The organism is Micromonospora sp. NPDC049523 (assembly GCF_040676775.1).
Taxonomy (GTDB): Bacteria; Actinomycetota; Actinomycetes; order Mycobacteriales; family Micromonosporaceae; genus Micromonospora_G.
In genome coordinates, this window is record NZ_JBFAPP010000004.1 from 122,714 (window position 1) to 143,873 (window position 21,160).

At 70.5% G+C, this 21,160-nt stretch carries 18 protein-coding genes; 13 read left to right on the forward strand and 5 right to left on the reverse strand.

Features of this window, described 5'->3' with window-relative positions; translation table 11 throughout:
* The first annotated feature begins 112 nt into the window (after positions 1-112).
* The 9 genes from AB0J90_RS07335 (at position 113) to AB0J90_RS07375 (ending at position 10,347) form a co-directional block, all read left to right on the forward strand.
* Positions 113-910, forward strand: coding sequence for a GNAT family N-acyltransferase (locus tag AB0J90_RS07335; RefSeq protein WP_363593138.1), 798 nt, complete (start codon positions 113-115; stop codon positions 908-910).
* The gene (locus AB0J90_RS07340; protein WP_363593140.1) at positions 907-1,815 is read left to right on the forward strand and encodes a lysophospholipid acyltransferase family protein; all 909 of its coding nucleotides are present in this window, start codon (positions 907-909) and stop codon (positions 1,813-1,815) included. Before AB0J90_RS07335 ends, AB0J90_RS07340 begins: the two co-directional genes overlap by 4 nt.
* A gap of 214 nt (positions 1,816-2,029) precedes the next feature.
* Entirely contained in the window at positions 2,030-2,872 is an 843-nt protein-coding gene (locus AB0J90_RS07345; protein WP_363593142.1) for a DUF4097 family beta strand repeat-containing protein, read from the forward strand.
* Positions 2,869-3,474, forward strand: coding sequence for a PadR family transcriptional regulator (locus AB0J90_RS07350; protein ID WP_363593144.1), 606 nt, complete (start codon positions 2,869-2,871; stop codon positions 3,472-3,474). The genes AB0J90_RS07345 and AB0J90_RS07350 overlap by 4 nt, the downstream gene beginning before the upstream one ends.
* 118 nt (positions 3,475-3,592) lie before the next feature.
* Entirely contained in the window at positions 3,593-4,291 is a 699-nt protein-coding gene (locus AB0J90_RS07355) for a response regulator transcription factor (RefSeq protein WP_326562744.1), read from the forward strand.
* Positions 4,288-5,853, forward strand: a complete 1,566-nt coding sequence (locus tag AB0J90_RS07360) for a HAMP domain-containing sensor histidine kinase (RefSeq protein WP_363593146.1) — start codon at positions 4,288-4,290, stop codon at positions 5,851-5,853. Before AB0J90_RS07355 ends, AB0J90_RS07360 begins: the two co-directional genes overlap by 4 nt.
* An 89-nt stretch (positions 5,854-5,942) precedes the next feature.
* A complete protein-coding gene (locus tag AB0J90_RS07365; protein WP_363593148.1) occupies positions 5,943-7,577 on the forward strand; it encodes a trypsin-like peptidase domain-containing protein in 1,635 nt (544 codons plus the stop codon).
* A 220-nt stretch (positions 7,578-7,797) separates the two neighbouring features.
* Positions 7,798-8,904: a glycosyltransferase family 4 protein gene (locus AB0J90_RS07370; RefSeq protein WP_363593150.1), complete on the forward strand. Its 1,107-nt coding sequence runs from the start codon at positions 7,798-7,800 to the stop codon at positions 8,902-8,904.
* A gap of 114 nt (positions 8,905-9,018) precedes the next feature.
* Complete coding sequence (locus tag AB0J90_RS07375; protein ID WP_363593152.1) at positions 9,019-10,347, forward strand: ABC transporter ATP-binding protein; 1,329 nt, start codon at positions 9,019-9,021, stop codon at positions 10,345-10,347.
* 27 nt (positions 10,348-10,374) lie between these two features.
* Here the strand turns inward: AB0J90_RS07375 and AB0J90_RS07380 are convergent, their stop codons facing one another.
* On the reverse strand, positions 10,375-11,586 hold the full coding sequence (locus AB0J90_RS07380; RefSeq protein WP_363593154.1) for a hypothetical protein: 1,212 nt from the start codon (positions 11,584-11,586) through the stop codon (positions 10,375-10,377).
* 239 nt (positions 11,587-11,825) lie between these two features.
* Between AB0J90_RS07380 and AB0J90_RS07385 the strand changes: the two genes are divergently transcribed.
* Complete coding sequence (locus AB0J90_RS07385; RefSeq protein WP_363593156.1) at positions 11,826-13,406, forward strand: cellulose binding domain-containing protein; 1,581 nt, start codon at positions 11,826-11,828, stop codon at positions 13,404-13,406.
* Between the two features lie 570 nt (positions 13,407-13,976).
* Complete coding sequence (locus tag AB0J90_RS07390) at positions 13,977-15,566, forward strand: phospholipase D-like domain-containing protein (protein WP_363593158.1); 1,590 nt, start codon at positions 13,977-13,979, stop codon at positions 15,564-15,566.
* A gap of 331 nt (positions 15,567-15,897) precedes the next feature.
* On the opposite strand, the gene AB0J90_RS07395 is transcribed toward AB0J90_RS07390, so the two are convergent.
* On the reverse strand, positions 15,898-16,089 hold the full coding sequence (locus tag AB0J90_RS07395) for a DUF397 domain-containing protein (protein ID WP_363593160.1): 192 nt from the start codon (positions 16,087-16,089) through the stop codon (positions 15,898-15,900).
* Positions 16,049-16,915: a Scr1 family TA system antitoxin-like transcriptional regulator gene (locus AB0J90_RS07400; RefSeq protein WP_363593162.1), complete on the reverse strand. Its 867-nt coding sequence runs from the start codon at positions 16,913-16,915 to the stop codon at positions 16,049-16,051. Before AB0J90_RS07400 ends, AB0J90_RS07395 begins: the two co-directional genes overlap by 41 nt.
* A 372-nt stretch (positions 16,916-17,287) precedes the next feature.
* On the opposite strand from AB0J90_RS07400, the gene AB0J90_RS07405 reads away from it, so the two are divergent.
* A complete protein-coding gene (locus AB0J90_RS07405) occupies positions 17,288-17,584 on the forward strand; it encodes a hypothetical protein (protein ID WP_363593164.1) in 297 nt (98 codons plus the stop codon).
* The gene (locus AB0J90_RS07410; RefSeq protein WP_363593166.1) at positions 17,581-17,892 is read left to right on the forward strand and encodes a hypothetical protein; all 312 of its coding nucleotides are present in this window, start codon (positions 17,581-17,583) and stop codon (positions 17,890-17,892) included. The genes AB0J90_RS07405 and AB0J90_RS07410 overlap by 4 nt, the downstream gene beginning before the upstream one ends.
* A gap of 265 nt (positions 17,893-18,157) precedes the next feature.
* Here the strand turns inward: AB0J90_RS07410 and AB0J90_RS07415 are convergent, their stop codons facing one another.
* Together AB0J90_RS07415 and AB0J90_RS07420 are read right to left on the reverse strand one after the other, a co-directional pair.
* Positions 18,158-19,717: a serine/threonine-protein kinase gene (locus AB0J90_RS07415; protein ID WP_363593168.1), complete on the reverse strand. Its 1,560-nt coding sequence runs from the start codon at positions 19,715-19,717 to the stop codon at positions 18,158-18,160.
* Positions 19,718-19,852: 135 nt separating this feature from the next.
* Positions 19,853-21,046, reverse strand: coding sequence for a hypothetical protein (locus AB0J90_RS07420; RefSeq protein WP_363593170.1), 1,194 nt, complete (start codon positions 21,044-21,046; stop codon positions 19,853-19,855).
* Between the last annotated feature and the right edge of the window lie 114 nt (positions 21,047-21,160).

Genomic DNA, 21,160 nt, shown 5'->3' on the forward strand with positions numbered 1-21,160 from the left:
CGGCGGCGCCACGCGCCGGGCGCGCACTCCGTACAGGGCCGTTCACCCGATCGACACCCACGCATCCGGTGCGCGACACGCCGACGGTGGGCAGCGACCTTACACATACCCCATGGCTGTTCTGCTCACCGCTCCCGCACCCACCGGGACCAGCGGCTACACCCTGCTGATCGCCGACGACGCGGCTCAGATCGCCGCCGCACAGCGGCTGCGCCACGACGTCTTCGCCGAAGAACTCGGCGCCAACCTCCACTCGGCCGTCCAGGGACTCGACACCGACGAGTTCGACGCGCACTGCGACCACCTGCTCGTCCGGGACGACAGCACCGGCGCCGTCGTCGGGACGTACCGGATGCTGCCGCCGGACCGCGCCCTGCGCGCCGGCCGGCGGTACGCGGAGAGCGAGTTTGACCTGTCCTCCTTCGCCCCGCTCCGCGACGAGCTGGTGGAGATCGGGCGATCCTGCGTGCACCCGGACCACCGCACCGGAGCGGTGATCAACCTGATGTGGGCCGGCATCGCCCGCTACCTGCACCTGCGCGGGCTGCGTTGGCTGGGTGGCTGCGCCTCGCTGCCGCTGGACGACGGTGGCGCGAACGCCGCCGCGGTCTGGCAGCAAGTCTCCGCCCGGAACATGGCCCCGCCGCCGCTGCGGGTACGCCCACACCGGCCCTGGCTGGCCGAACCCGCCGGGGTGGCCGCGCTCGCCGCCCGGGCCGAGCGGACCGAGAACCCGCCGGCAGCCGTTCCCGCCCTGCTCAAGGGCTACCTGCGGCTCGGCGCCTGGGTCTGCGGGGAGCCCGCGTACGACCCGGACTTCGGCGTCGCCGACCTCTACGTACTGCTCTCGATGGATCGGATGCACCCCCGCTACCGGCGCCACTTCCTCGGACTCGGAGAAGACGGATGAACCCCCTCTGGCAGCCCCGCTCGGCCTGCGGGCCGCACTGCCTGCCCGGCCCCCGCGAGACGCCGACGGTGTCCCGGCTGCGGCAGGCCGGCCGGCTGACCGCCCTGTTCGGCGCGTTGCTGTTCGGGGCGCTGCTGGTCCCCGTACTTCCGGTGTTGCCCTCGGCCGGTCGCCAGGCCGCCGGCCGCTGGTGGGCCCGGCTGGTGCTCGGATCCCTGGGCGTGACCCTCCAGGTACGCGGCCGGCTGCCCCGGCGGCGGGCGCTGCTCGCCGCCAACCACATCTCCTGGCTGGACATCATGGCCACGCTGGCGGTGTCGCCGGCCCGGATGCTGGCCAAGCAGGAGGTACGGCAGTGGCCGCTCATCGGGCCGCTGGCCGCCTCTGGCGGCACCATCTTCGTCAACCGCACCCGGCCCCGGGCGCTGCCGCAGACGGTGGCCAAGGTGGCCGCGGAGCTGCGGTCCGACCGGGTGGTCGCGGTCTTCCCGGAGGGTACGACCTGGTGCGGCAAACCCCGTGCGGCGGGCGCCTGCCCGGCGGGTGGGCGGTTCCGGCCGGCGATGTTCCAGGCGGCGATCGACGCCGGTGCGCCGGTGGTGCCGCTGACCATCAACTACCGCACCGGACCGGGGCGCGACGGTACGACCGCGGCCGCCTTCCTAGGTGAGGACAGCCTCTGGGTGTCACTGCGCCGGGTCCTCGCCGTACGCGGGCTCTCGGTCACGGTGACCGCCGCGCCGGCCCTGCACCCGGAGCAGTCCGCGTCCCGCCGCCGGTTGGCCCAGGCCGCCGAGTCCGCGGTCCGCTTCGCCGGCCCGCACAGCTCCCACACGCATCCCGCCCCCACTCCGCTGGCCGCACCGAACCAGATGGAGCCCACCGGCCTCTCCCTCGCGGCCTGATCCGTCCCCGCCCTTGCCTGCTGACTCGCCTCCACCTGCCGTGCCCCATCCGCCCGTTTCGTCGATCTAGGGCGAACAGTGTTTGACCAGGGACCAACCACGCATTTGCCCTAGATCGACGGCAAGTGGGCGGGGCTTGGCGGGGCTGGTGTGTCGCGATGTATCGCGTTAGGATCGAGGTGCGGGTACGGGGCAGGCGACGGGATGGGTGATCATGGCGAGATGGACGATCGACGGGCCGCAGCGGATCACGCTCGATGAACCGGTCACCCGGCTGGAGGTCCACCTGATCGGCGGCCGGCTCAGCGTGATGGCCACCGACGGTCCCGCCCAGGTGGAGATCACCCGAGCCAGCACCCGACCGCTGATCGCCGTGGAGCAGCACGACGGCCGGCTCTCCGTACGCCAGGACTGGCCCCGGAAGTGGCAGCGGCTCTTCTGGTGGCTCGGCCACCGCTACCGGGTCGACGTGTCGATCGCCGTACCGGCGCACGTCGTGGCGGACCTGCGGCTGATCGACGGTGCGGTGCTCGTCTCCGGACTCCGTGAGCACACCCACGTCGACGTCACCTCCGGACAGGTCACCCTGATGGGGCTGGCCGGTGAAACCAGCGCCAAGGTGATCTCCGGCCCGGTCGAGGCACTCGGTGTCTCCGGCGAACTCGTCATGGAGACGGTCTCCGGGGAACTGGTCCTCGCCGACGGCTCCGCTGCTCGCGTACGCGCCACCACCGTCTCCGGCGCGATCACCTGCGACCTCGACAACCCGAGGCGCAGCGAGATCCGGCTCAGTACCACCTCCGGCAGCGTGACCGTACGGGTGCGGGCGGACAGCGACATGGCGGTGCACCTGCACACCACCTCCGGCCGGATCACCAGCGCGTTCCCGCAGCTCAACGCCGGCAGCACGCACTGGTCGAAGGACAGCCACGGGGTGCTGGGTGCCGGCGAGGGCAAGCTCTGGGCCAACTCCACCTCGGGCAGCATCGCGCTGCTGGCCCGGCCGGTGGACATCGACGACGAGTTCGCCGACGAGGACCGGGAGGGGGCGGCGTGACCGGGGTGTTCAGTCACGGGCGGCTCCGGCTCTACCTGCTCAAGCTGCTCGACGACGGACCGAAGCACGGCTACGAGTTGATCCGGCTGCTGGAGAACCGGTTCCTCGGCCACTACGCGCCCAGCGCCGGCACGATCTACCCCCGGCTCCAGCGGCTGGAGGTCGAGGGCCTGGTCACCCACACCGCGGCCGGCGGGCGCAAGGTCTACGAGATCACCGACGCCGGCCGGGCCGAGCTGGGCCAGCGCGACACCGAACTGGCCGATCTCGAATCGGACATCAAGGCCTCGGTGGCCGATCTCTCCAGCCTGGCCGGGGAGATCCAGACCGAGGTACGCGGCTCGGTGCGCGACCTGAAGCGGGAACTGCGCGCTGCCACCAGGGAAACCCGGTACGGCGGCTGGACGGTACCGGGCGGTACCCGACACGCCCCGCCACCCCCGGACGCGGACCTCGGGGCGGAGTTCGACCGTCGACTCACCGACTTCACCGGCGAGGTACGCGCCCTGGTGCACAACCGGCGGCTCACCGACACCCAACTCCGTACGCTGATCCGGACCCTGGACGGCGCGCTCGACGGACTGCGCCGGCTGCTGCGCTGACTCGTGGCCCGGGCGCTTCCACCGCGTCCGGGCAGTTCCCAGCCGGCTCCGAGCTGTTCCCAGGCAGTTTTCAGGCTACCTCCAGCCGGCGCGCAGGCCGGCGGCGGATGATGTGGTCATGGCTGCGCAGACCGAGGCACGACTACTCGTGGTGGAAGACGACCCCAACATCCTGGAGTTGCTCTCCGCGAGCCTGCGTTTCGCCGGCTTCGACGTGGCCACGGCGACCAGCGGCAGTGCCGCCGTCACCGCGGCCAAGGACCGCCGCCCCGACCTGGTCGTACTCGACGTCATGCTGCCCGACCTGGACGGTTTCGAGGTCATCCGGCTGATGCGGGAGAGCGGCACGCGTACGCCGGTGGTGTTCCTGACCGCGCGCGACGCCACCGACGACAAGATCCGTGGACTGACCCTCGGCGGCGACGACTACGTCACCAAGCCGTTCAGCCTGGAGGAGTTGACCGCCCGGATCCGGGCCGTGCTGCGGCGTACGGCGACCGGGGAGCAGGCGCCGTCCCGGCTCAGCTTCGCCGACCTGGAACTCGACGAGGAGACGCACGAGGTGCACCGGGCCGGGCAGCGGGTGCAGCTCTCGCCGACCGAGTTCAAGTTGCTGCGTTACCTGATGCTCAACGCGAACCGGGTGCTGTCCAAGGCGCAGATCCTCGACCACGTGTGGAACTACGACTTCCGGGGCGACGACAACATCGTCGAGTCGTACATCTCCTACCTGCGGCGCAAGGTCGACACCAGTCAGCCCCGGCTGATCCACACCCTGCGGGGCGTCGGCTACGTGCTGCGTAAGCCCGCGGCGTGACCAGTCCGGTTTCCTCGCTGAAGAGTCGGCTGCGGAGCACCCCGCTGCGGTTCAAGCTGGTCACCGCGGTGCTCGCGCTGGTCGCCGCCGCGCTGCTGGTGATCAGCGTGATGACGACCTTCTTCCTGCGCAGCTACCTGGTCAGCCAGGTGGACGCGGAACTGCACACGTCCGTACGCAGCCTCCAGTCGCTGTCCATCTCGCCGCGCGGCGGGACCATCTCGCTGCCGCTGGCCGACTACATCGTGGTGCTGACCACCGACGACCCCAAGCAGCCCGACCTGCGGTACGACACCGACCGGTTCACCCCCGCCGACCTGCCGCCGTGGCCGTCCGACCCGGACGGGTTCGCCAAGTTGCAGGGTGACCCGTTCACCGTCAAGGCGCACGACGGCACGGTGCGTTGGCGGATGCTCTACACCGAGCTGCCCGGCGGCCAGATGGCCGCGGTGGGGCAGCACCTGACCGACGTCGACCAGGCGGTGAAGCAGCTCGTCTGGATCGACCTGCTGGTCGGCGGCGCGGTGCTGATCCTGCTCGCCTCGCTGGGCGCGGCCATAGTCCGGACCAGCCTCCGCCCGCTGGTCAAGATCGAGCAGACCGCGGCGGCGATCGCCGACGGCGACCTGACCCGGCGGGTGCCCGACCCCGAGCCGGGGGCGGAGGAGCCGAAGACCGAACTGGGTCGGCTCTCCCGTGCCCTGAACGCGATGCTCACCCAGATCGAGGCGGCGTTCACCGCTCGGGCCGCGTCCGAGACCGCCGCCCGCAACGCCGAACTCGGGGCGCGGGACGCGGCGTTCGCCGCACAGGCCTCCGAGGCCCGGGCCCGCCGTTCGGAGGAGCGGATGCGGCAGTTCGTGGCGGACGCCTCGCACGAGTTGCGTACGCCGCTGACCACCATCCGCGGCTTCGCCGAGCTGTACCGGCAGGGTGCGGCCGGCTCCCCGGAGGAAACCGCCCGCCTGGTCCGCCGGATCGAGGACGAGGCGGCCCGGATGGGGCTGCTGGTCGAGGACCTGCTGCTGCTGGCCCGGCTGGACCGGGAGCGACCGCTGGTGCTTGGCCCGGTGGAACTGCCGGTGCTGGCGACCGAGGCGGTGCAGGCGGCGCAGGCGATCGCGCCGGAGCGGAACATCTCGTTGGAGACGACTCCGGGTGCCGGGGACCTCGTTGTCCTCGCCGACGACGCACGCCTGCGTCAGGTGCTCGGAAACCTGATGACCAACGCGCTCACGCACACGCCACCGGACGCCTCGGTGACCCTGCGGCTGCGTACCGAGGCCGGCAACCTGGCCGTGTTCGAGGTCGCCGACACCGGTCCGGGCCTCCCGCCGGAGCAGGCCGAACGGGTCTTCGAACGGTTCTACCGGGCGGACGCGGCCCGTACCCGCCGGGTCGGCGGTGCCGCCGGTACGGGTCTGGGGCTGGCGATCGTCGCCGCGCTGGTGGCGGCACACCACGGCAGTGTCGAGGTGCTGGAGACGCCGGGTGGCGGCGCCACCTTCCGGGTCAAGGTGCCGCTCGCCCCGTCCGTCGCCGAGCCGGCCGAGAGCGAGTAGCGGCAAACTAGCCGCAGGTTGCGCGATTCACAGCGAACGTCCAGTGCGATTCCAGGTGGGTCGCAGAGCTACGGGGCAAGGTAGGTGTCATGAGCGAGTACGAAACCGACCCGCAGCGGCCTTCGGCCAACGCCGACGCCGACGCCAAGCCGTCGTTTCCCACCGCGGAGTTGTCGCCCGTCGAGCGCGGGCCGGCCGACTCCACCCCCACGGCTCCCGGCCAGGCAGCCGACGGCACCGAGCCGACCACCGCCGAGCCGACCGCCGCCCTCCCGGAGCAGCAGAGCACCGCGCCGACGACCGGTGGACCGGCCGGGCCGACCGGAGCGACCACCGACCCGTACGGCAACCCGTACGCCGGGCACGGCGCTCCGGCGCCGCATGCGGCCGGGCCGTACGCCGGTTACCCGAGGCCGACCGACCCCTACGCCGGCCAGTACGGCGGCGCCCAGCCCGGTTCCGCGGCGCCGGCCTCCTACCCGCCGAGCCCCTGGCACCCGGCCGCCCAGAACCAGCCGGGCTGGACCGGCAACCCCAGCTACGCCGGGCAGCACACGCCCGGTGCCCCGATGCCGCCGCAGCCGCCGCACCTCGGTGGCAACCCGCCGCCGATCTGGGCCCAGGGCCCGGGTGGGCCAGGTCACCAGCCGCAGCCGAGCCGGCTGGGCAGGTTCGCGGCGATCGGCGCCGCCGCGCTGGTGCTGATGGCCGGCTCCGGCATCGCCGGTGGCGCGGTCGCGTTGGCACTCGACGGAGGTTCCTCCGGCACCACCCGGACGTACACCGCCGCGCCGATCATCAACAGCGCAGACCTGCCGAAGATCGCCGCCTCGGTGGAGAACAGCGTCGTCTCGATCACCACCGGCAGCGGTGAAGGTTCGGGCGTGGTGCTCAGCGCCGACGGTTACGTGCTGACCAACAACCACGTGGTGGCCAGCGCCACCGGGGACACGGTCAAGGTGGTCTTCGCGGACGGCAAGACCGCCCAGGCGAAGATCATCGGCACCGACCCGAAGACCGACCTCGCGGTGGTCAAGGCACAGGGGGTCAGCGACCTGAGCCCGGCGAAGTTCGGTGACAGCGACGCGATGCAGGTCGGTGACACGGTGCTCGCCCTGGGCAGCCCGCTGGGGCTGCAGGGTTCGGTGACCGCGGGCATCCTCAGCGCCAAGGACCGGACCATCCAGGCCGGTGGCGAGGACGAGTCTCAGCCGCAGAACCCGTTCCAGCAGCAGCAGCCGCCGCAGGCGGCCAGCTCGATCTCCGGGCTGCTCCAGACCGACGCCCCGATCAACCCGGGTAACTCCGGCGGTGCCCTGATCAACACCAAGGGCGAGGTGATCGGCATCAACACCGCCATCGCCACCGCCGGCAGCAACGGCAACATCGGTGTGGGCTTCGCGATCCCGAGCAACAAGGCCAAGGACGTGGCCGGCAAGCTCCAGCAGGGTCAGAAGGTCAGCCACCCGTACCTCGGGGTGAGCGTGACCGAGGCGGACAACGGCGGTGCCGTGGTCGGCGGGGTGACCGAGGGCAGCCCAGCCGCCCAGGCCGGTATCCAGCAGGGCGATGTCATCAGCAAGTTCGGCGACAAGACGATCAACGACTCCAACGATCTGGTGGGGGCCGTGCAGACCGGCAAGGTGGGCGACAAGGTGCAGTTGACCTTCACCCGAAATGGTGTGGAGAAGACGGCAACCGTGACGCTGGCCGAGACGTCATAGCAGGAGAACCCGTTCGTACCTGAAGGCGGTTCTTCCGTAACCCGGAAGTGCGCCTCCTCCCCAAGCGGCGGGCGATGTGACCAAGGGGGTTGGTCACGTCGCCCGCCGCACCCTTTTCCCCACCTGTCGGTCCGGCCGGTTATCCCCGGCCGAGCAGGGAAACCCGAACTATCCGGCGGGTCAGCCGGAGCAGTGGGGAGGGCTCGACGTCGTGAACCACATGCCGATCGACCGATTCGACCAGACCGTACCGTTGCGGATCGCCATGGTCGTACCGCCGTGGTACGAGCTGCCGCCCAAGGGGTACGGCGGGGTCGAACAGGTCTGTGCGTCGCTGGTGGACGCGTTGGCCGCCCGTGGGCACGAAGTGACCCTCTTCGGCGCCGGGACCGGTTCCGGCACCGCTGCCCGTTTCGTCGGGACGATGCCGGAGTTGCAGCACGAGCGCCTCGGGCAGTCGTTGCCCGAATTGGCACACCTGGCCCGGGCCGACCAGATGATCAATCCGGACGTCTTCGACGTGGTGCACGACCACACCACTATCGGCCCGTTCGTCGCACCCCGGCGCTCGGTGCCCACGGTCGCGACCGTCCACAACAGACCCACTGGGGAACTCGGGGACATCCTGGCCGACGTCGACCGTTCGGTGGGACTGGTCGCTATCTCGCACGCCCAGCGGCGGCTGCGGCCGTACCTGCCGTGGGCGGCGACGGTGCACAACGGGTTGGCGTTGGACGACGTACCGCACAAGGCGGTGCCCGCCACCGGACCCGTACTGTGGCTGGCCCGGTTCAGCCCCGACAAGGGCCCCGACCTGGCCGTACGCGCCTGCCGGGCGGCCGGGCTGTCGCTGGTGCTGGCGGGCAAGTGCGACGAGCCGGAGGAGCAGCGTTACCTAGCCGAGGTGATCGAGCCGTTGCAGGGCCCGGACCTGACCGTGCTGCGCAACCCGGACCGGGCCACCTGTTTCCAACTGATGCTCGACGCCCGCTGCCTGATCATGCCGATCCGGTGGGAGGAGCCGTTCGGCATGGTGATGGTCGAGGCGATGGCCACCGGTACGCCGGTGGTGGCACTCGACCGGGGTGCCGTACCGGAACTGGTCCGGCCGGGGGAGACGGGCATGATCTGCGTCGACCCGGACGACCTGCCGCAGGCCCTGCTCGATGCGGGTGATCTCGACCCGGCCGCCTGCGTGACTCACGTACGGAACGCCTTCTCCGCCGAGATGATGGCCGAAGGGTACGAGCGGGTCTACCGGCAGTGGGCCAACACCGCCCGCGAACGCCCGGCCCACGCCGCCCTCACCCCTACCGGCGCCTGGTAACCCGGCAACGGCGTCCCCGTCGGGCGCAGGGGGTGGGGCGTCGGGCGCAACCACGCCACGGGGGTAGCGCGGTTGCCGTACCGGCCCGGACGATGGGGGCAGGAGGTGGTCGTATTGGTCACCATCACCATCGACCGGCTGACGAAGGTCTTCGACGGCGGGGTCGTCGCGGTCGACGACCTGAGTCTGGAGGTCGCCACCGGGGAGTTCGTGGCCCTGCTCGGACCGACCGGTTGCGGCAAGTCGACGATCCTGCGGCTGGTCGCCGGGCTGGAGGAGCCGACCGCCGGACGAGTGCTGTTCGACGGTGAGGTGCCCGACGAACGGGCGGCGCACCAGCGCCGGGTCGCGATGGTCTTCCAGGACTACGCCCTCTACCCGAACCTGACCGTGGCCCAGAACATCGGTTTCCCGCTGCGGCTCGGCGCGGAGCCGGAAGGTGCCCTCGCCGCCCGGATCGGCGAGGCGGCGGCGCAACTCGGCATCACCGACCTGCTGTCCCGTCGCCCCGGTCGTCTCTCCGGGGGCCAGAAGCAGCGGGTCGCGATGGCCCGCGCGCTCGTCCGCCGGCCGCACGCCTTCCTGCTCGACGAACCGCTGTCCAATCTGGACGCTGGCGTACGGGCCGAGCTGCGTACGGAGATCGCCGGGTTGTCCCGCCGCCTCGGGGTCACCACCGTGTACGTCACCCACGACCAGGTCGAGGCGATGACGATGGCGGACCGGGTGGCGGTGCTGCGCCGGGGCCGGCTGCAACAGGTCGGTACGCCGGCCGAGGTCTACGGCGACCCGGTCAGCCTGTTCGTCGCCGCGTTCCTCGGCACGCCGCGACCCAGCCTGTTCCAGGGTGCGGTCTACGTCGAGACCGAGCGGATCCTGATCGACCTCGGCTCACAACTCCTGGAACTGTCCCGCCACGACCCGCGTACCCGGACCCTGCTCGAACGGCACACCGAGCGGGTGACCCTGGCCGTACGCCCGGACGCGCTGACCCCGGTGGTCGGTGACACCGAGTCGGGCGCGGTGCTGCGCGGCACCGTACGGTCGGTGGAGCAACTCGGGCACGAGGCGCTGGTGCACGTGGACATCGGCGGGGTGCCGACCTCGGTCGCGGAGTCCCGGCTGGAGCACCCGGACACCGGTCGGCACCTGGCCGACGTACTCGCCGACGAGCCGCCGACCGGGCACCCGTTCCGGCACACCATCGCCCGGATGATCCCGCACCAACGTACGGCCGAGCCGCCCGCGACCGCCCGCACCGAGTACGGCTTCTACCCCGTGTACGACCCGGCGTCCGGCGACGAGCAGCCACCCGCCGGTGACCTCGTGGTACGGCTGCCCGCGCTGACCCCGCCCCGGCCCGGTGCCCCGATGGCGCTCGCCGTCGACCTGGACCGGCTGCTCCTGTTCGACCGGGCCGGTCACCGGATCAGACTCGACTGACCGGCCCCGCCGGGCAGGTGAATCAGCTCAGTACGCCGACGCGCGCACCGCGAACACCGACCGGCTGCCGGCGTACTCGGTCAGCGACCAGAGCTGGTCCTTCGCCGGCCAGTAGGAGAGGTCCTCGGGGCCGATCGGCAGCGCGTCGGTGTGCATGACCACCGAGCCGCCGGGACTGAACGTGGCCAGGTCGCCCTTGTTGCCACTGCCGTCGCTGGTGGACAGGTAGAACTTGCCGTTGATCGCGGTCGCGCCCTGCATGCTGGTGACCGAGACGTCGTACGCCTGCGAGCCGTGGGCGTAACCGTCGCTGCCGGTGGTGAGCATGCGGGTGGTGTAGTCGATCGGGAAGCGGACCAGCCGGGTGCCGGTGCCGGGGTTGGCGTACTCGCCGACGACCACGCTGTCCGGGGTGCTGGTCCGGTCCAGGGCGACGAACGAGTACGTCAGGTTGGTGTACCCGCCGGTGGTCGAGCGGGTGTACGTCAGCGCCTGCGGCAGCACGTACTTGTAGCCGTACGCCTGGTAGCTGCCGTCGGACTGGAGGCCGATCACGGCGTCGTTGCTGGTGGCGGTCTGCCACAGGTGCCGCATGTCGAAGACCCGGAAGCCGGCGCTGGTGGAGGCGACGTAGAGGTAGTAGCCGTACCAGAACATGCCGCCCGCGTGCACGTTCACCGGGCGGAACGAGGCCTTGCCGTCGCTGCGCGCGTACGGCTCGACCAGCAGCACGTGCCGGTAGGTCGGTGCGCTCGGCGTGGAGTAGTCCACGAAGGACACCCGTACGCCCCGGTCGATGCCGTCGGAGGCGTCGTCGTACCAGCTCACCAGGATCGCGGTGGCGCCCTCGTAGGTGCCGACCTCGTACGCGTCCGCGGTGGTGGTGATCGCCTGCGGAATCCAGTACGTCACGTTGTTGTCGCCGCTGTTCCAGCAGAAGGAGGCGACCCGGTTGGCGGCGGCGGGGGAGCAGCCGGTCGCCACCCGGTTCCCGTCACCGACGACGGTCGGCACGCTGACGTTCGGCAGCGCGGCGTCCAGGTCGTCGATGAGGCCACCGTACGCGCTGGCCTGTAACCGGAAGTTGGCCGCGTTCAGGGTGACCGCGGCGGCGGCGACGCCGTCGCTCTCGACGGCGCTGCCGGTCGGATCGCCGGCCGGTGCGGCGCTGACCGGCCCGGCGGCGGCGATCAGCAGGGTCGCGACCAGCGCCGTGACGAGCGATGTCCGTGCTTTCACCAGAATCCTCCTTGGACATAGCGATGTGCCCGTTTGGTACGGAACTCTTGCCGCGCCCGCGCCGGGTGTCAACGAAGCTCGATGGTCTTCGTCGGCTGTTTACCCGAAGGTGACCATGCTTCGGCGGACATCGATCCAAGTCATCGATGGTCGGCAGGGCTTTACAGAAACAGTTAACAGTCCTAATAATTGGCCAACTGTCGATGGCCGCCCGCGCCACGACCGGTCGGGAGGACTGGATGAGACGCTCCAGATCGTTGTTCATCGGTGTGGTCGCCGCGCTGGCGGCCGGGGTCGGCGCGATCGCGGTGGCGGTGCCCGCCTTCGCCGCCGGTCCGACGGCGACCTTCGTCAAGGTCTCCGACTGGGGCTCCGGCTGGGAGGGCAAGTACACCGTCACCAACGGCGGTACCACAACACTCGCCTCCTGGACGGTGGCGTTCGACCTGCCGTCGGGGAGCACCGTCGGGACGTTCTGGGACGCCTCGATGACCTCCTCCGGGCAGCGGTTCACCTTCACCAACCGGTCCTGGAACGGAAACCTGGCTCCCGGTGCGTCCGCGTCGTTCGGCTTCAACGCCACCGGTCCGGGCACACCGGGCAACTGCACCCTGAACGGGGCCGCGTGCGGCGGCGGGACCACCCCGACCACACCACCGGCCACCACCGCCCCGCCGACCACCCGGCCGCCGACAACGCCACCGCCGACGACCCGGCCGCCGACCACCCCGCCACCCACCACCGCCCCGCCGACCACGCCACCGCCGACCACCGGCCCGCCGCCGAACACCGGGCTGCCGAAGCACGCGCTCATCGGTTACCTGCACAGCAGCTTCGCCAACGGCTCCGGCTACGTGAAGATGGCCGACGTACCGGCCGAGTGGGACATCATCAACCTCGCCTTCGGTGAACCGACGTCCGTCACCTCCGGCGACATCCGGTTCCAGCTCTGCCCGATCGCGGAATGCCCCGGCGTCGAGACGGAGGCGCAGTTCACCGCCGCCATCCGGGCCAAGCAGCAGCAGGGTAAGAAGGTGCTCATCTCGATCGGCGGCCAGAACGGGCTGGTGCAGCTCACCACCACCGCCGCCCGGGACAAGTTCGTCAGCTCGGTCGCCGCGATCATCGACCGGTACGGCCTCAACGGGCTCGACATCGACTTCGAGGGGCACTCGCTGTCGCTGAACACCGGCGACACCGACTTCAGGAACCCGACCACCCCGGTGATCGTCAATCTGATCTCCGCGATCCGTACGCTCAAGGCCCGCTACGGCGCCGGTTTCGTGCTCACGATGGCGCCGGAGACCTTCTTCGTGCAGCTCGGATACCAGTTCTACGGCTCGGGGCCGTGGGGCGGCCAGGACCCGCGCGCCGGCTCGTACCTGCCGGTCATCCACGCGCTGCGCAACGACATCACCGTCCTGCACGTGCAGGACTACAACTCCGGTCCGATCATGGGGCTGGACAACCAGTACCACACCATGGGCGGCGCCGACTTCCACATCGCCATGACCGACATGCTGCTCGCCGGCTTCCCGGTCGCCGGCAACACCGCCAACGTCTTCCCCGCCCTACGCGAGGACCAAATCGCATTCGGTACGCCCGCAGGCAGCAGCGCCGGCAACGGGTACGTCGCACCGGCAGGCGTACAACAGGCGGTGAACTGCCTGGTGCGGGGCACCAACTGCGGCGGCTACACCCCGCGCAGCGGCACCAACCCGAACTTCCGTGGCCTGATGACCTGGTCCATCAACTGGGACCGCTTCTACAACTGGGAGTTCAAGAACAGCCACGAACCCTTCCTCAACGCCCTCCCCTGACCCCCGCACCCGTACGCCAGACACAAAAGAAGGACCCCGGCACCCCGCCGGGGTCCTTCTTCGCGAGAACCCCGTCCTTCGCGAGAACCCCGTCCTTCGCGAGAACCCCGTCCTTCGCGAGAACCCCGTCCGTCGCGGAAACCCCGTCGACAGAGGGCTCGGACGGCCCGACTTCGCCGACGATCTTGCAGTTGTGGCGCCCGGATAAGCGAGGTTCACCCGGATTTGTGTACCGCCACAAGTGCAAGATCGTCGCGCGTCTAGCGGGTGCTCCTCGTGGCTACGGAGTGGACTCGGTCGCGGCGACTGATGGCGAAGCCATTCCAAGCACTCGGTGGCGTCGGTAGCGTTCGGTGTCGCGATTACCTGGGGATTACGCCGGGGGGTGGTGCTTCAACAGGTGTGCCTCCAGGGCCTTGTAGCGGTCGGACGACGTGTAGAAGAGCAGGCGCCACTGCCGGACGGGGCTAGCCGGAGCCCCCCGGAGCGGCAGGCGAACGCGCTTCGTGGTGCGGAGCCCGGCCCCGTCGGCATACGGTGAGGACGTAATCGACCTTGGAGGGCTGGCACGTGGCGACGGAGGACTGGTTCCTCACCGCGCAGGAGCGCGGCAATCCGACCTCCCACCTACCCGCCTCCACCAGCGGAAACCAGGCCGAACCGCTGATTCATGGCGCGGCGTACTTCGATCGGTTGGTGACCGAGGTCGAGGCGTTGCGGGCCGGGGACCACCTGTTCTTCACTGACTGGCGGGGTGACCCGGACCAACGGATGCGCCCGGAAGGTCCCACCGTGTCCGAGTTGTTCTGCCAGGCGGCGCAACGTGGCGTGGTGGTCAAAGGTCTGATCTGGCGTTCCCACCTGGACCGGCTCCAGTACAGCGAGGAGGAGAACCGCAGCCTCAGCGAGGCCGTCTCGGCCGCCGGTGGCGAGGTGCTCCTCGACCAGCGGGTCCGGCGGGGCGGCTCGCACCACCAGAAGTTGGTGGTGCTGCGGCACCCGAACGAGCCGGAGCGGGACATCGCCTTTGCCGGTGGGATCGACCTCTGTCACAGCCGGCGCGACGACGCCGACCACCGGGGCGACCCGCAGGCGGTGGCGATGTCACCCCGTTACGGCGACCGCCCACCCTGGCACGACGTGCAGTTGGCGGTGCGGGGGCCGGTGGTCGGTGCGCTGGACACCGTCTTCCGGGAGCGCTGGACCGATCCGATGCCGCTGGACTCGGAGAACCCGATGGCGTACCTGCGGGACCGGCTGCGCGGGGCGGACCTGAGAGCCGACCCGCTGCCGGCCCAGCCCCCCGACCCGCCGCCCTGCGGGCCGCACCACATCCAGGTGCTGCGCACCTATCCGGCGGTCCGGCCGCGCTACCCGTTCGCCCCGGACGGGGAGCGTACGGTGGCCCGTGGCTACACCAAGGCGATCCACCGGGCCCGAAAGCTGATCTACCTTGAGGACCAGTACCTCTGGTCGACCGAGGTGGCCGACCTGTTCGCCGCCGCGTTGCGGGCCAACCCGGAGTTGCACCTGGTCGCCGTGGTGCCCCGCTACCCCGACGTGGACGGTCGGCTGGCCCTGCCGCCGAACATGGTGGGGCGGGAGCAGGCGCTCGCCCTCTGCGAGCGCGCCGCACCCGAGCGGGTGCACGTCTTCGACGTGGAGAACCGGTCCGGTGACCCGGTGTACGTGCACGCCAAGGTCTGTGTGGTGGACGACGTCTGGGCGAGCGTGGGCAGCGACAACTTCAACCGCCGATCGTGGACCCACGACAGCGAACTGTCCTGCGCCGTACTCGACGACACGGCCGACGACCGGACGCCCACCGACCCGTCCGGGCTCGGCGACGGGGCCCGCCGGTTTGCCCGCGAACTGCGGCTGCGGCTGTGGCGTGAGCACCTGGACCGGGCCGCCGACGGCAGCGAGGACGACGACCTGCTCGATCCGCAGGAGGCGGTGCGAGCCATCGCGGCCGGCGCGGCGGCGCTACAGGCGTGGCATGACGGTGGCCAACTCGGGCCCCGGCCGCCGGGTCGGCTACGCCCGCACCAACCGGAACGGCTGCGCTGGTTGACCCGGGTCTGGGCGGTGCCGGTCTACCGCCTGGTCTACGACCCGGACGGCCGTCCCTGGCACGCCCGGCGCAGTGGGAGCTGGTAGCGGGCGACGGACACCCCGGCCCCGCGTCAGGCCGGCAGGGCGGCCAGTCGGAGGGCCACCCGAAGGGGCGGAGCCGAGCGGGTGCCTTCGCGCACCTGGGTGTCGTCGCGCTGCCGTGCCGCCAGGTACGACAAGCTTGGCATGCACTTCCAGGCCACCCTCGACTTGGTCGGAGCAGATGATCCGGGAGGCGCCGCGGGCAGTCGTACCGCACCGGGGGCAGGTGGGAGTCGATTTGGGCGAGATACGAAGAGAACCCCAGCATCGCGCCGGGGCTCTCTTGGCTGGGATCCCATAAACAGGGGACCGAAGTACGGCCGTTGCTCGGGGACTAGCTGGCACTCTTCGCGAAGCCGACGAACGCCGACCACTCGGCCGGGCCGAAGGTCAGGGTGCCGCCGTCACGGTCCTTGGTGTCCCGCACGAGCACGCGGCCGGGCAGGTTGTCAGCAACCTCCACACAGTTCCCGCCGCTCTGGCCGCTACGGCTGGACTTGCGCCAGGTCGGCCGCTGAGTCGTCATGATCATCCACCAACCTCAGGATAAGGTCTCTTGACTGGTCGCAGGGCAGGGCGACCGCCGCTATAGCGTGCCACGTGCGATCCATCCCGATCACGCGGGCTGGATCCGCTTCTACTCGATCTTCGTAAAAGTCCTCCAGAAGACCGACCATGCTCCCGCCCTCGATGTTTGCCAGAGTGATGGAACCACTGCGACCCGCGTGGAGTGCGGCGTAGTCCGGGATGACGTGCACGAAGACATTCGGTCGGGCTCCCACATCGGCTAGATGCAACAACTGGTCTTTGGCGATCGCGGAGGGGCCGCACCGGAGGGTGGCGGCATCCAGGATGAAGATGAACGCGGGGCGGTCTTCTCGGTCGAGGATCGCGGCCTGCCGCTCCATCCGGGAGGCGATCCGGTTCGTCACCTCCTCATCCGTATGCAGGCATGTGCTGGCGAATATTTCTCGGGCGTAAGCCTCCGTCTGCAACAGGCCGGGAATCAGGGTCGCTTGGAAGTAGCGCAGGGTTGCGGCGGTCTCCTCCACCTTCCGCCAGGGAAGGAACCAACTCGGCGCGGGCCTCCGGTTCTTACGGGCCTCGGCCGCCGCCCGCTGGATTTCGTTCCCGGTCCCAAGGTATTCGTCCAGAGCCTTGGCCGTATCAGGCTGTGGGACCAGTCGATTCGTCTCGAAGGCCGCGATCAATGAGCTGCTGACCTGGATCGATTCGGCCAACTGGTCCTGGGTAACCGCACGTTCCGCGCGTAGCTGTTTGAGTCGCGTCGGAAGGTTATTCACCCTTATCCCCCCTGTATAAGCGGTCGCGCTCCTCTCGAAGGAACGCACCCGGGCTATCCATCCATAATGCTCTGCGAATATCTTCCGTCACCCCGCGTCATCGGTCCAGGGTGGAAACAGGCGCTCCCGTTCGGATCCACGCGGCAAGGACGGGCGGGAGTGCGCGGGGCTGTCCCAGCCTCCCCGCGGGACAGCCCCGCTTCCAACGTCGAGGAGGTGCAACATGTTTGCCTGGCCCGTCTGGTGCGACTGGATCGTGAGACTGCTCGCGCCACCGTCACCACTGGCGGCCCCACCGCCAGATACCCCATCCCCGGTGCTGCCGGCTTGGGCCACGGAAGAGACCACCCTCTTCCAAGAGCGCCCATGGACCCTGGGCCAACTGACCTGCTACGGGACCATGGGAAGGAGCGAGCGACGATGATGCTCCAAGTGGGGGACGTGCTCGACCTCCAGCCCTCGGACTACGAGCGGGAGGGCGAGGACCCGGGCAGTAAGCGTCCACTACTCATGCGGGTGACGCATATTCCCGACCGCCTCGGCCTGGTCGTCGCGCAGTGGGTGGCCCTCGTCGGCGTCGAAGTCCTGGACGAAGGCGACGATGGCGAGAAGCTGGATCTCGCTGTGCATCGTCGGGCACTGCCCGACGGCCACCCTCACCTGCACCTGGCCGAGCCTCACTTCGTGTCCCCGCTGCCCGGACGCGGGGAACTGTGACCGTTGACCCGATCGTCCCCGAACTGGCCGAGCACACGCCGCTGCGGCCACTCTGGATCTGCCGGGTCGACGCCCACCCCTGGCCGTGCGCGGACGTACGGCTCAACCTGCTGGCCGGCTACTACCCCGCCCGCCGCATCGAGCTGTACCTGTACCTCGGCGCCCAGTTCGTCACGGCCCTGGCCGAACTCGACACGATCGTGGTCGACGCGGGAGAGCGGCCGGACCCCCAAACTCTCCATTCGCGCATCCTCGGCTGGGTGGCCGTACAGGACGCCAAGCGGCGGAGGAACCGCCGCTCAATCTGACTGGACAACGGCGCCGACCAGCGGCTCCTTGCTGCCCTGATGGCTGCCGTACGTACTCGAATTGCTTCCAACTGACGATGGCCGAGGTCGAGTCGGGAGCCTTCTGAGATAGCGGCATCGAGACACCCCGCCCCCTGTCGGTCGACGCCAACAGGGCACGGCAACCGGAGCGCCGGCAACGCTCGCGGTGAAGCCCGTGCCCGCCCAAGGGGGTAGGGAAAGCAGGTGGGGGTGCCCTTGAGGGGTGCCCCCACCTGGCGTTTGCTCAGCCTGCGGCGGCGGCGAGGCGGGTCAGGGCGGCGTCGAGTTGCTCCGCGTAGTCGACCGTGATGCTGCCTTCGCGTACCCGAAGGGTGACGGCTCGGCGTATCCGGTCGACCGGCCCCGCCAGCTCGACCGGTCCGTCGATCATCGACGCCTCCAGATTGCGCAACTGGTTGCGCAGGTCGAGCCCGACGTCCTCGCGGATCGCGCCATCGGCCAGACCTTGACCGACGAGCTGGTCGAACTGGTCTACCGCCTCGCTGAACGTGGGTGCGGCGACGAGGCCCGGCGCGCTCGTACCCGAACCGGCCGACGGGGTGCCAGCCGGTGGCGGTGCGGCGGCCGACGACCGGAACTCCGAGCTGGTCGGGGTTGGTGCGGTGGGCAGGCCGACCTCCCTGGCCGGGGGCGAGTCGTTGAGGAAGACGCCGACGAGGACGGCCAGGCCGAGCAAGGCGACCGCGCCGAAGGCGAGGCCGATGGTCCCGATCCGAGGTCGCCCGCCGTACCGGCCGGGCTGGTCAGCGGGTATCCCGGTGCCGGGGGAGAAGGCCCGCGGCGTCACGACGGGGCTCTCCGGGGGCAGCGGCTCACTGTGGTCGGGGCGCGGCGGCAGCACCCGTACGCCGGCAGTTGCCCTTTCCCGGGCCTGTGCCACCGCGGCCGGTGCGAGTGGGGGCAGGGTGATGGTCGCCGGCCGGATGGTCGGCGCTTTCGGTGTTTCGGCGGCCAGCAACTCGTCCCGGAGCAGTTTGCCGACCTCGTACGCGGTCGGCCGGTCCGCCGGGGCGCGGGCCAGGCACCGCAGGCAGGCGTCCGCCACCCTCGGCGGCAGATCGGGTACGCCGGTCAGCGGCGGCACCGGGCTGCCGGTGCGCAGCGCCTCGGTCAGGTCGTCCCAGGTTTCGGCCGGATAGGGCACCCGTCCGGTGAGCGTCTCGTAGAGCAGCACGCCCAGCGAGTACGTGTCGGTGGCGGGTTGCGCCGGGGTGCCGTCGAGCCGTTCCGGCGCCACGTACGCGGGCGTGCCGAACGTCTCGCCGTCCTCGTCCTCGTCCGGCGCTCCGATGTGGGTGGCGATGCCGAAGTCGAGCACCTTCGCGCCGACCGAGGTCATCATGATGTTGGACGGCGTGATGTCCCGGTGGACGATGCCGAGTTCGTGCGCGGCGGCCAGCGCCTCCGCGACCTGGGCGCAGATCTCCACCGCCTCGGCCCAGGGCAGCGGCCCGTCGAGCAGCCGGGTCTCCAACTCCTCGCCGGTCAGCAGTTCCATCACCACGAAGGCGGTGACCGTACCGTCCGGGGCGATCTCCTCGCCGTAGTCGTGCACGGCAGTGACGTGCGGGTGGACGAGCTGGGCGGCGGCGCGGGCCTCCTCGCGTACCATGTCGCGGAACTTGGCGTCGGCGGCCAGGGACGCGGAGAGCACCTTGATCGCGATCACCCGGTCCAGCACCTCGTCGCGGGCACGCCAGATGACCGACATGCCCCCGGCACCAATTCGGTCGATGAGACGGTACCTGCGGGCGAGCAGGCCGCCCGCGTACATCGCAGCCATCGTTCGCAGCACCTGCCTGGGGAGGGGGTCGTATCAGGTTGCGCGAATGTAACCATTATGTCAACGATCAATGGCCCGACCCGGCATTTGCCGCCAACCCCTGGTCGTACCCCTATCTTCGTGCTCTCCGGCGGGTCATTTCGCGGTGCCGGTCTGCCAGAGTGTGCGGCCGTTCGACAGGATGACGACGTTGCCGTCGGCCCGCAGGACGAGCGTCGCACCGTTGTGGCCGGACGTACGCGTGCTCCACACCGTCGAGCCGCTACGGGAGTAGAGGACCAGGTTCCCGTCGCCCTGGAAGACCAGGAGTTCGCCGCCCCGGCCGCCGGTATTCGTCCGCCAGACCGTCTGTCCCTGGTCCTGGAGCGTGACGTCACCGTTGTCGGCCAGGGTGAGACGCAGCCGGTTCGAGGTCCACGCCTGGCCCCGTCGCAGCACGGTGGTGGCCCGGACCACCCGCTCCTGCCACACCGGAGTAGGTGACGGTGCGGCGGAGGTCCGCGCGGGTGAGGCGTTCGTGGAGTTCGAGGCGGGCGCGGTCGGGACGGCGGTCGGCGTACGGCCGGGGGTCGGGCTGGGGTTGGAGTTCGAGTTCGGGTTCGTCGACGAGGGAGCCCGCCGGGTCGGGGTGGCCGTCCTCGGGTCCAGCCTCGGGTCCTGCTCGTAGTACGCGGTGTAGTCCGACACCATCTCGGCGAACGTACGCAGGGTCGGGGCGTCCGGTACCCCGCCGGCCTTGCGTACCGCCTCCGTTCCCCATTGGAACGCGGCCAGCGCGATCGGGTACGCGTCCCCGTCGAGCTGCTCGAAGTCGTCGACCAGGGCGCACATGGCCCGGCCCAGCGCGGGCACGGCCTGGTTGGGGTCGGCCGGTGAGGCGGTGGGCGACGGCGTGTACACCCGCCACAGCTCGGGCCGGAACTGCGCCACGCCTTCGGCGCCGTCCTCGCCGAGCACGTCCGGGTCGAAGCCGGAGGCAGCCATGAGCTGCGCCGCGATCCGGGCCGCCGGCACCTCCGGGCAGACCTTTCCGGCGGTCACGACCAGCGGTACGTAGGTGTCCGGGACCGGCGTCGGTGCGGTGCCCGGACTCGGGGCCACGCCGAGTGGTGCCGCCGCGATGCCCCGGTTGCCGCCGTCGCTGCCCGGGGGACGGGCGTCCACCACGGGTACGCTGCCGAGCCCGTTACCGACCACGACCGTGACCAGCACGATGATGCCCACCAGCCCGATCAGCGTGCCGATGGCGACCCAGCGCAGTGGACCGGGCGCACGGAAGATCGTGCGCCGGAGCCGGGTGAAGGAGTCAGAGCCGGACGATAGGGGCACTTGCTGGTCTCCTCAGCCACCGGGTTCGGGACTGCCCCGAAGGGGCGTTGCGCGATTGGTCCGGCCGGTCCGGTCCCGACACGTCGGCCGAAGCACTCGCGGTGGTCAGTGCGG

Excerpts from the sequence above, each read along its gene's own strand:
- AB0J90_RS07405 (WP_363593164.1), top strand. The coding sequence starts at position 17,288 with ATGATGCTCCAAGTGGGGGACGTGCTCGACCTCCAGCCCTCGGACTAC.
- AB0J90_RS07415 (WP_363593168.1), bottom strand. The coding sequence starts at position 19,717 with ATGGCTGCGATGTACGCGGGCGGCCTGCTCGCCCGCAGGTACCGTCTC.
- AB0J90_RS07370 (WP_363593150.1), top strand. The coding sequence starts at position 7,798 with ATGCCGATCGACCGATTCGACCAGACCGTACCGTTGCGGATCGCCATG.
- AB0J90_RS07345 (WP_363593142.1), top strand. The coding sequence starts at position 2,030 with ATGGCGAGATGGACGATCGACGGGCCGCAGCGGATCACGCTCGATGAA.
- AB0J90_RS07340 (WP_363593140.1), top strand. The coding sequence starts at position 907 with ATGAACCCCCTCTGGCAGCCCCGCTCGGCCTGCGGGCCGCACTGCCTG.
- AB0J90_RS07335 (WP_363593138.1), top strand. The coding sequence starts at position 113 with ATGGCTGTTCTGCTCACCGCTCCCGCACCCACCGGGACCAGCGGCTAC.
- AB0J90_RS07395 (WP_363593160.1), bottom strand. The coding sequence starts at position 16,089 with ATGACGACTCAGCGGCCGACCTGGCGCAAGTCCAGCCGTAGCGGCCAG.
- AB0J90_RS07355 (WP_326562744.1), top strand. The coding sequence starts at position 3,593 with ATGGCTGCGCAGACCGAGGCACGACTACTCGTGGTGGAAGACGACCCC.
- AB0J90_RS07365 (WP_363593148.1), top strand. The coding sequence starts at position 5,943 with ATGAGCGAGTACGAAACCGACCCGCAGCGGCCTTCGGCCAACGCCGAC.
- AB0J90_RS07385 (WP_363593156.1), top strand. The coding sequence starts at position 11,826 with ATGAGACGCTCCAGATCGTTGTTCATCGGTGTGGTCGCCGCGCTGGCG.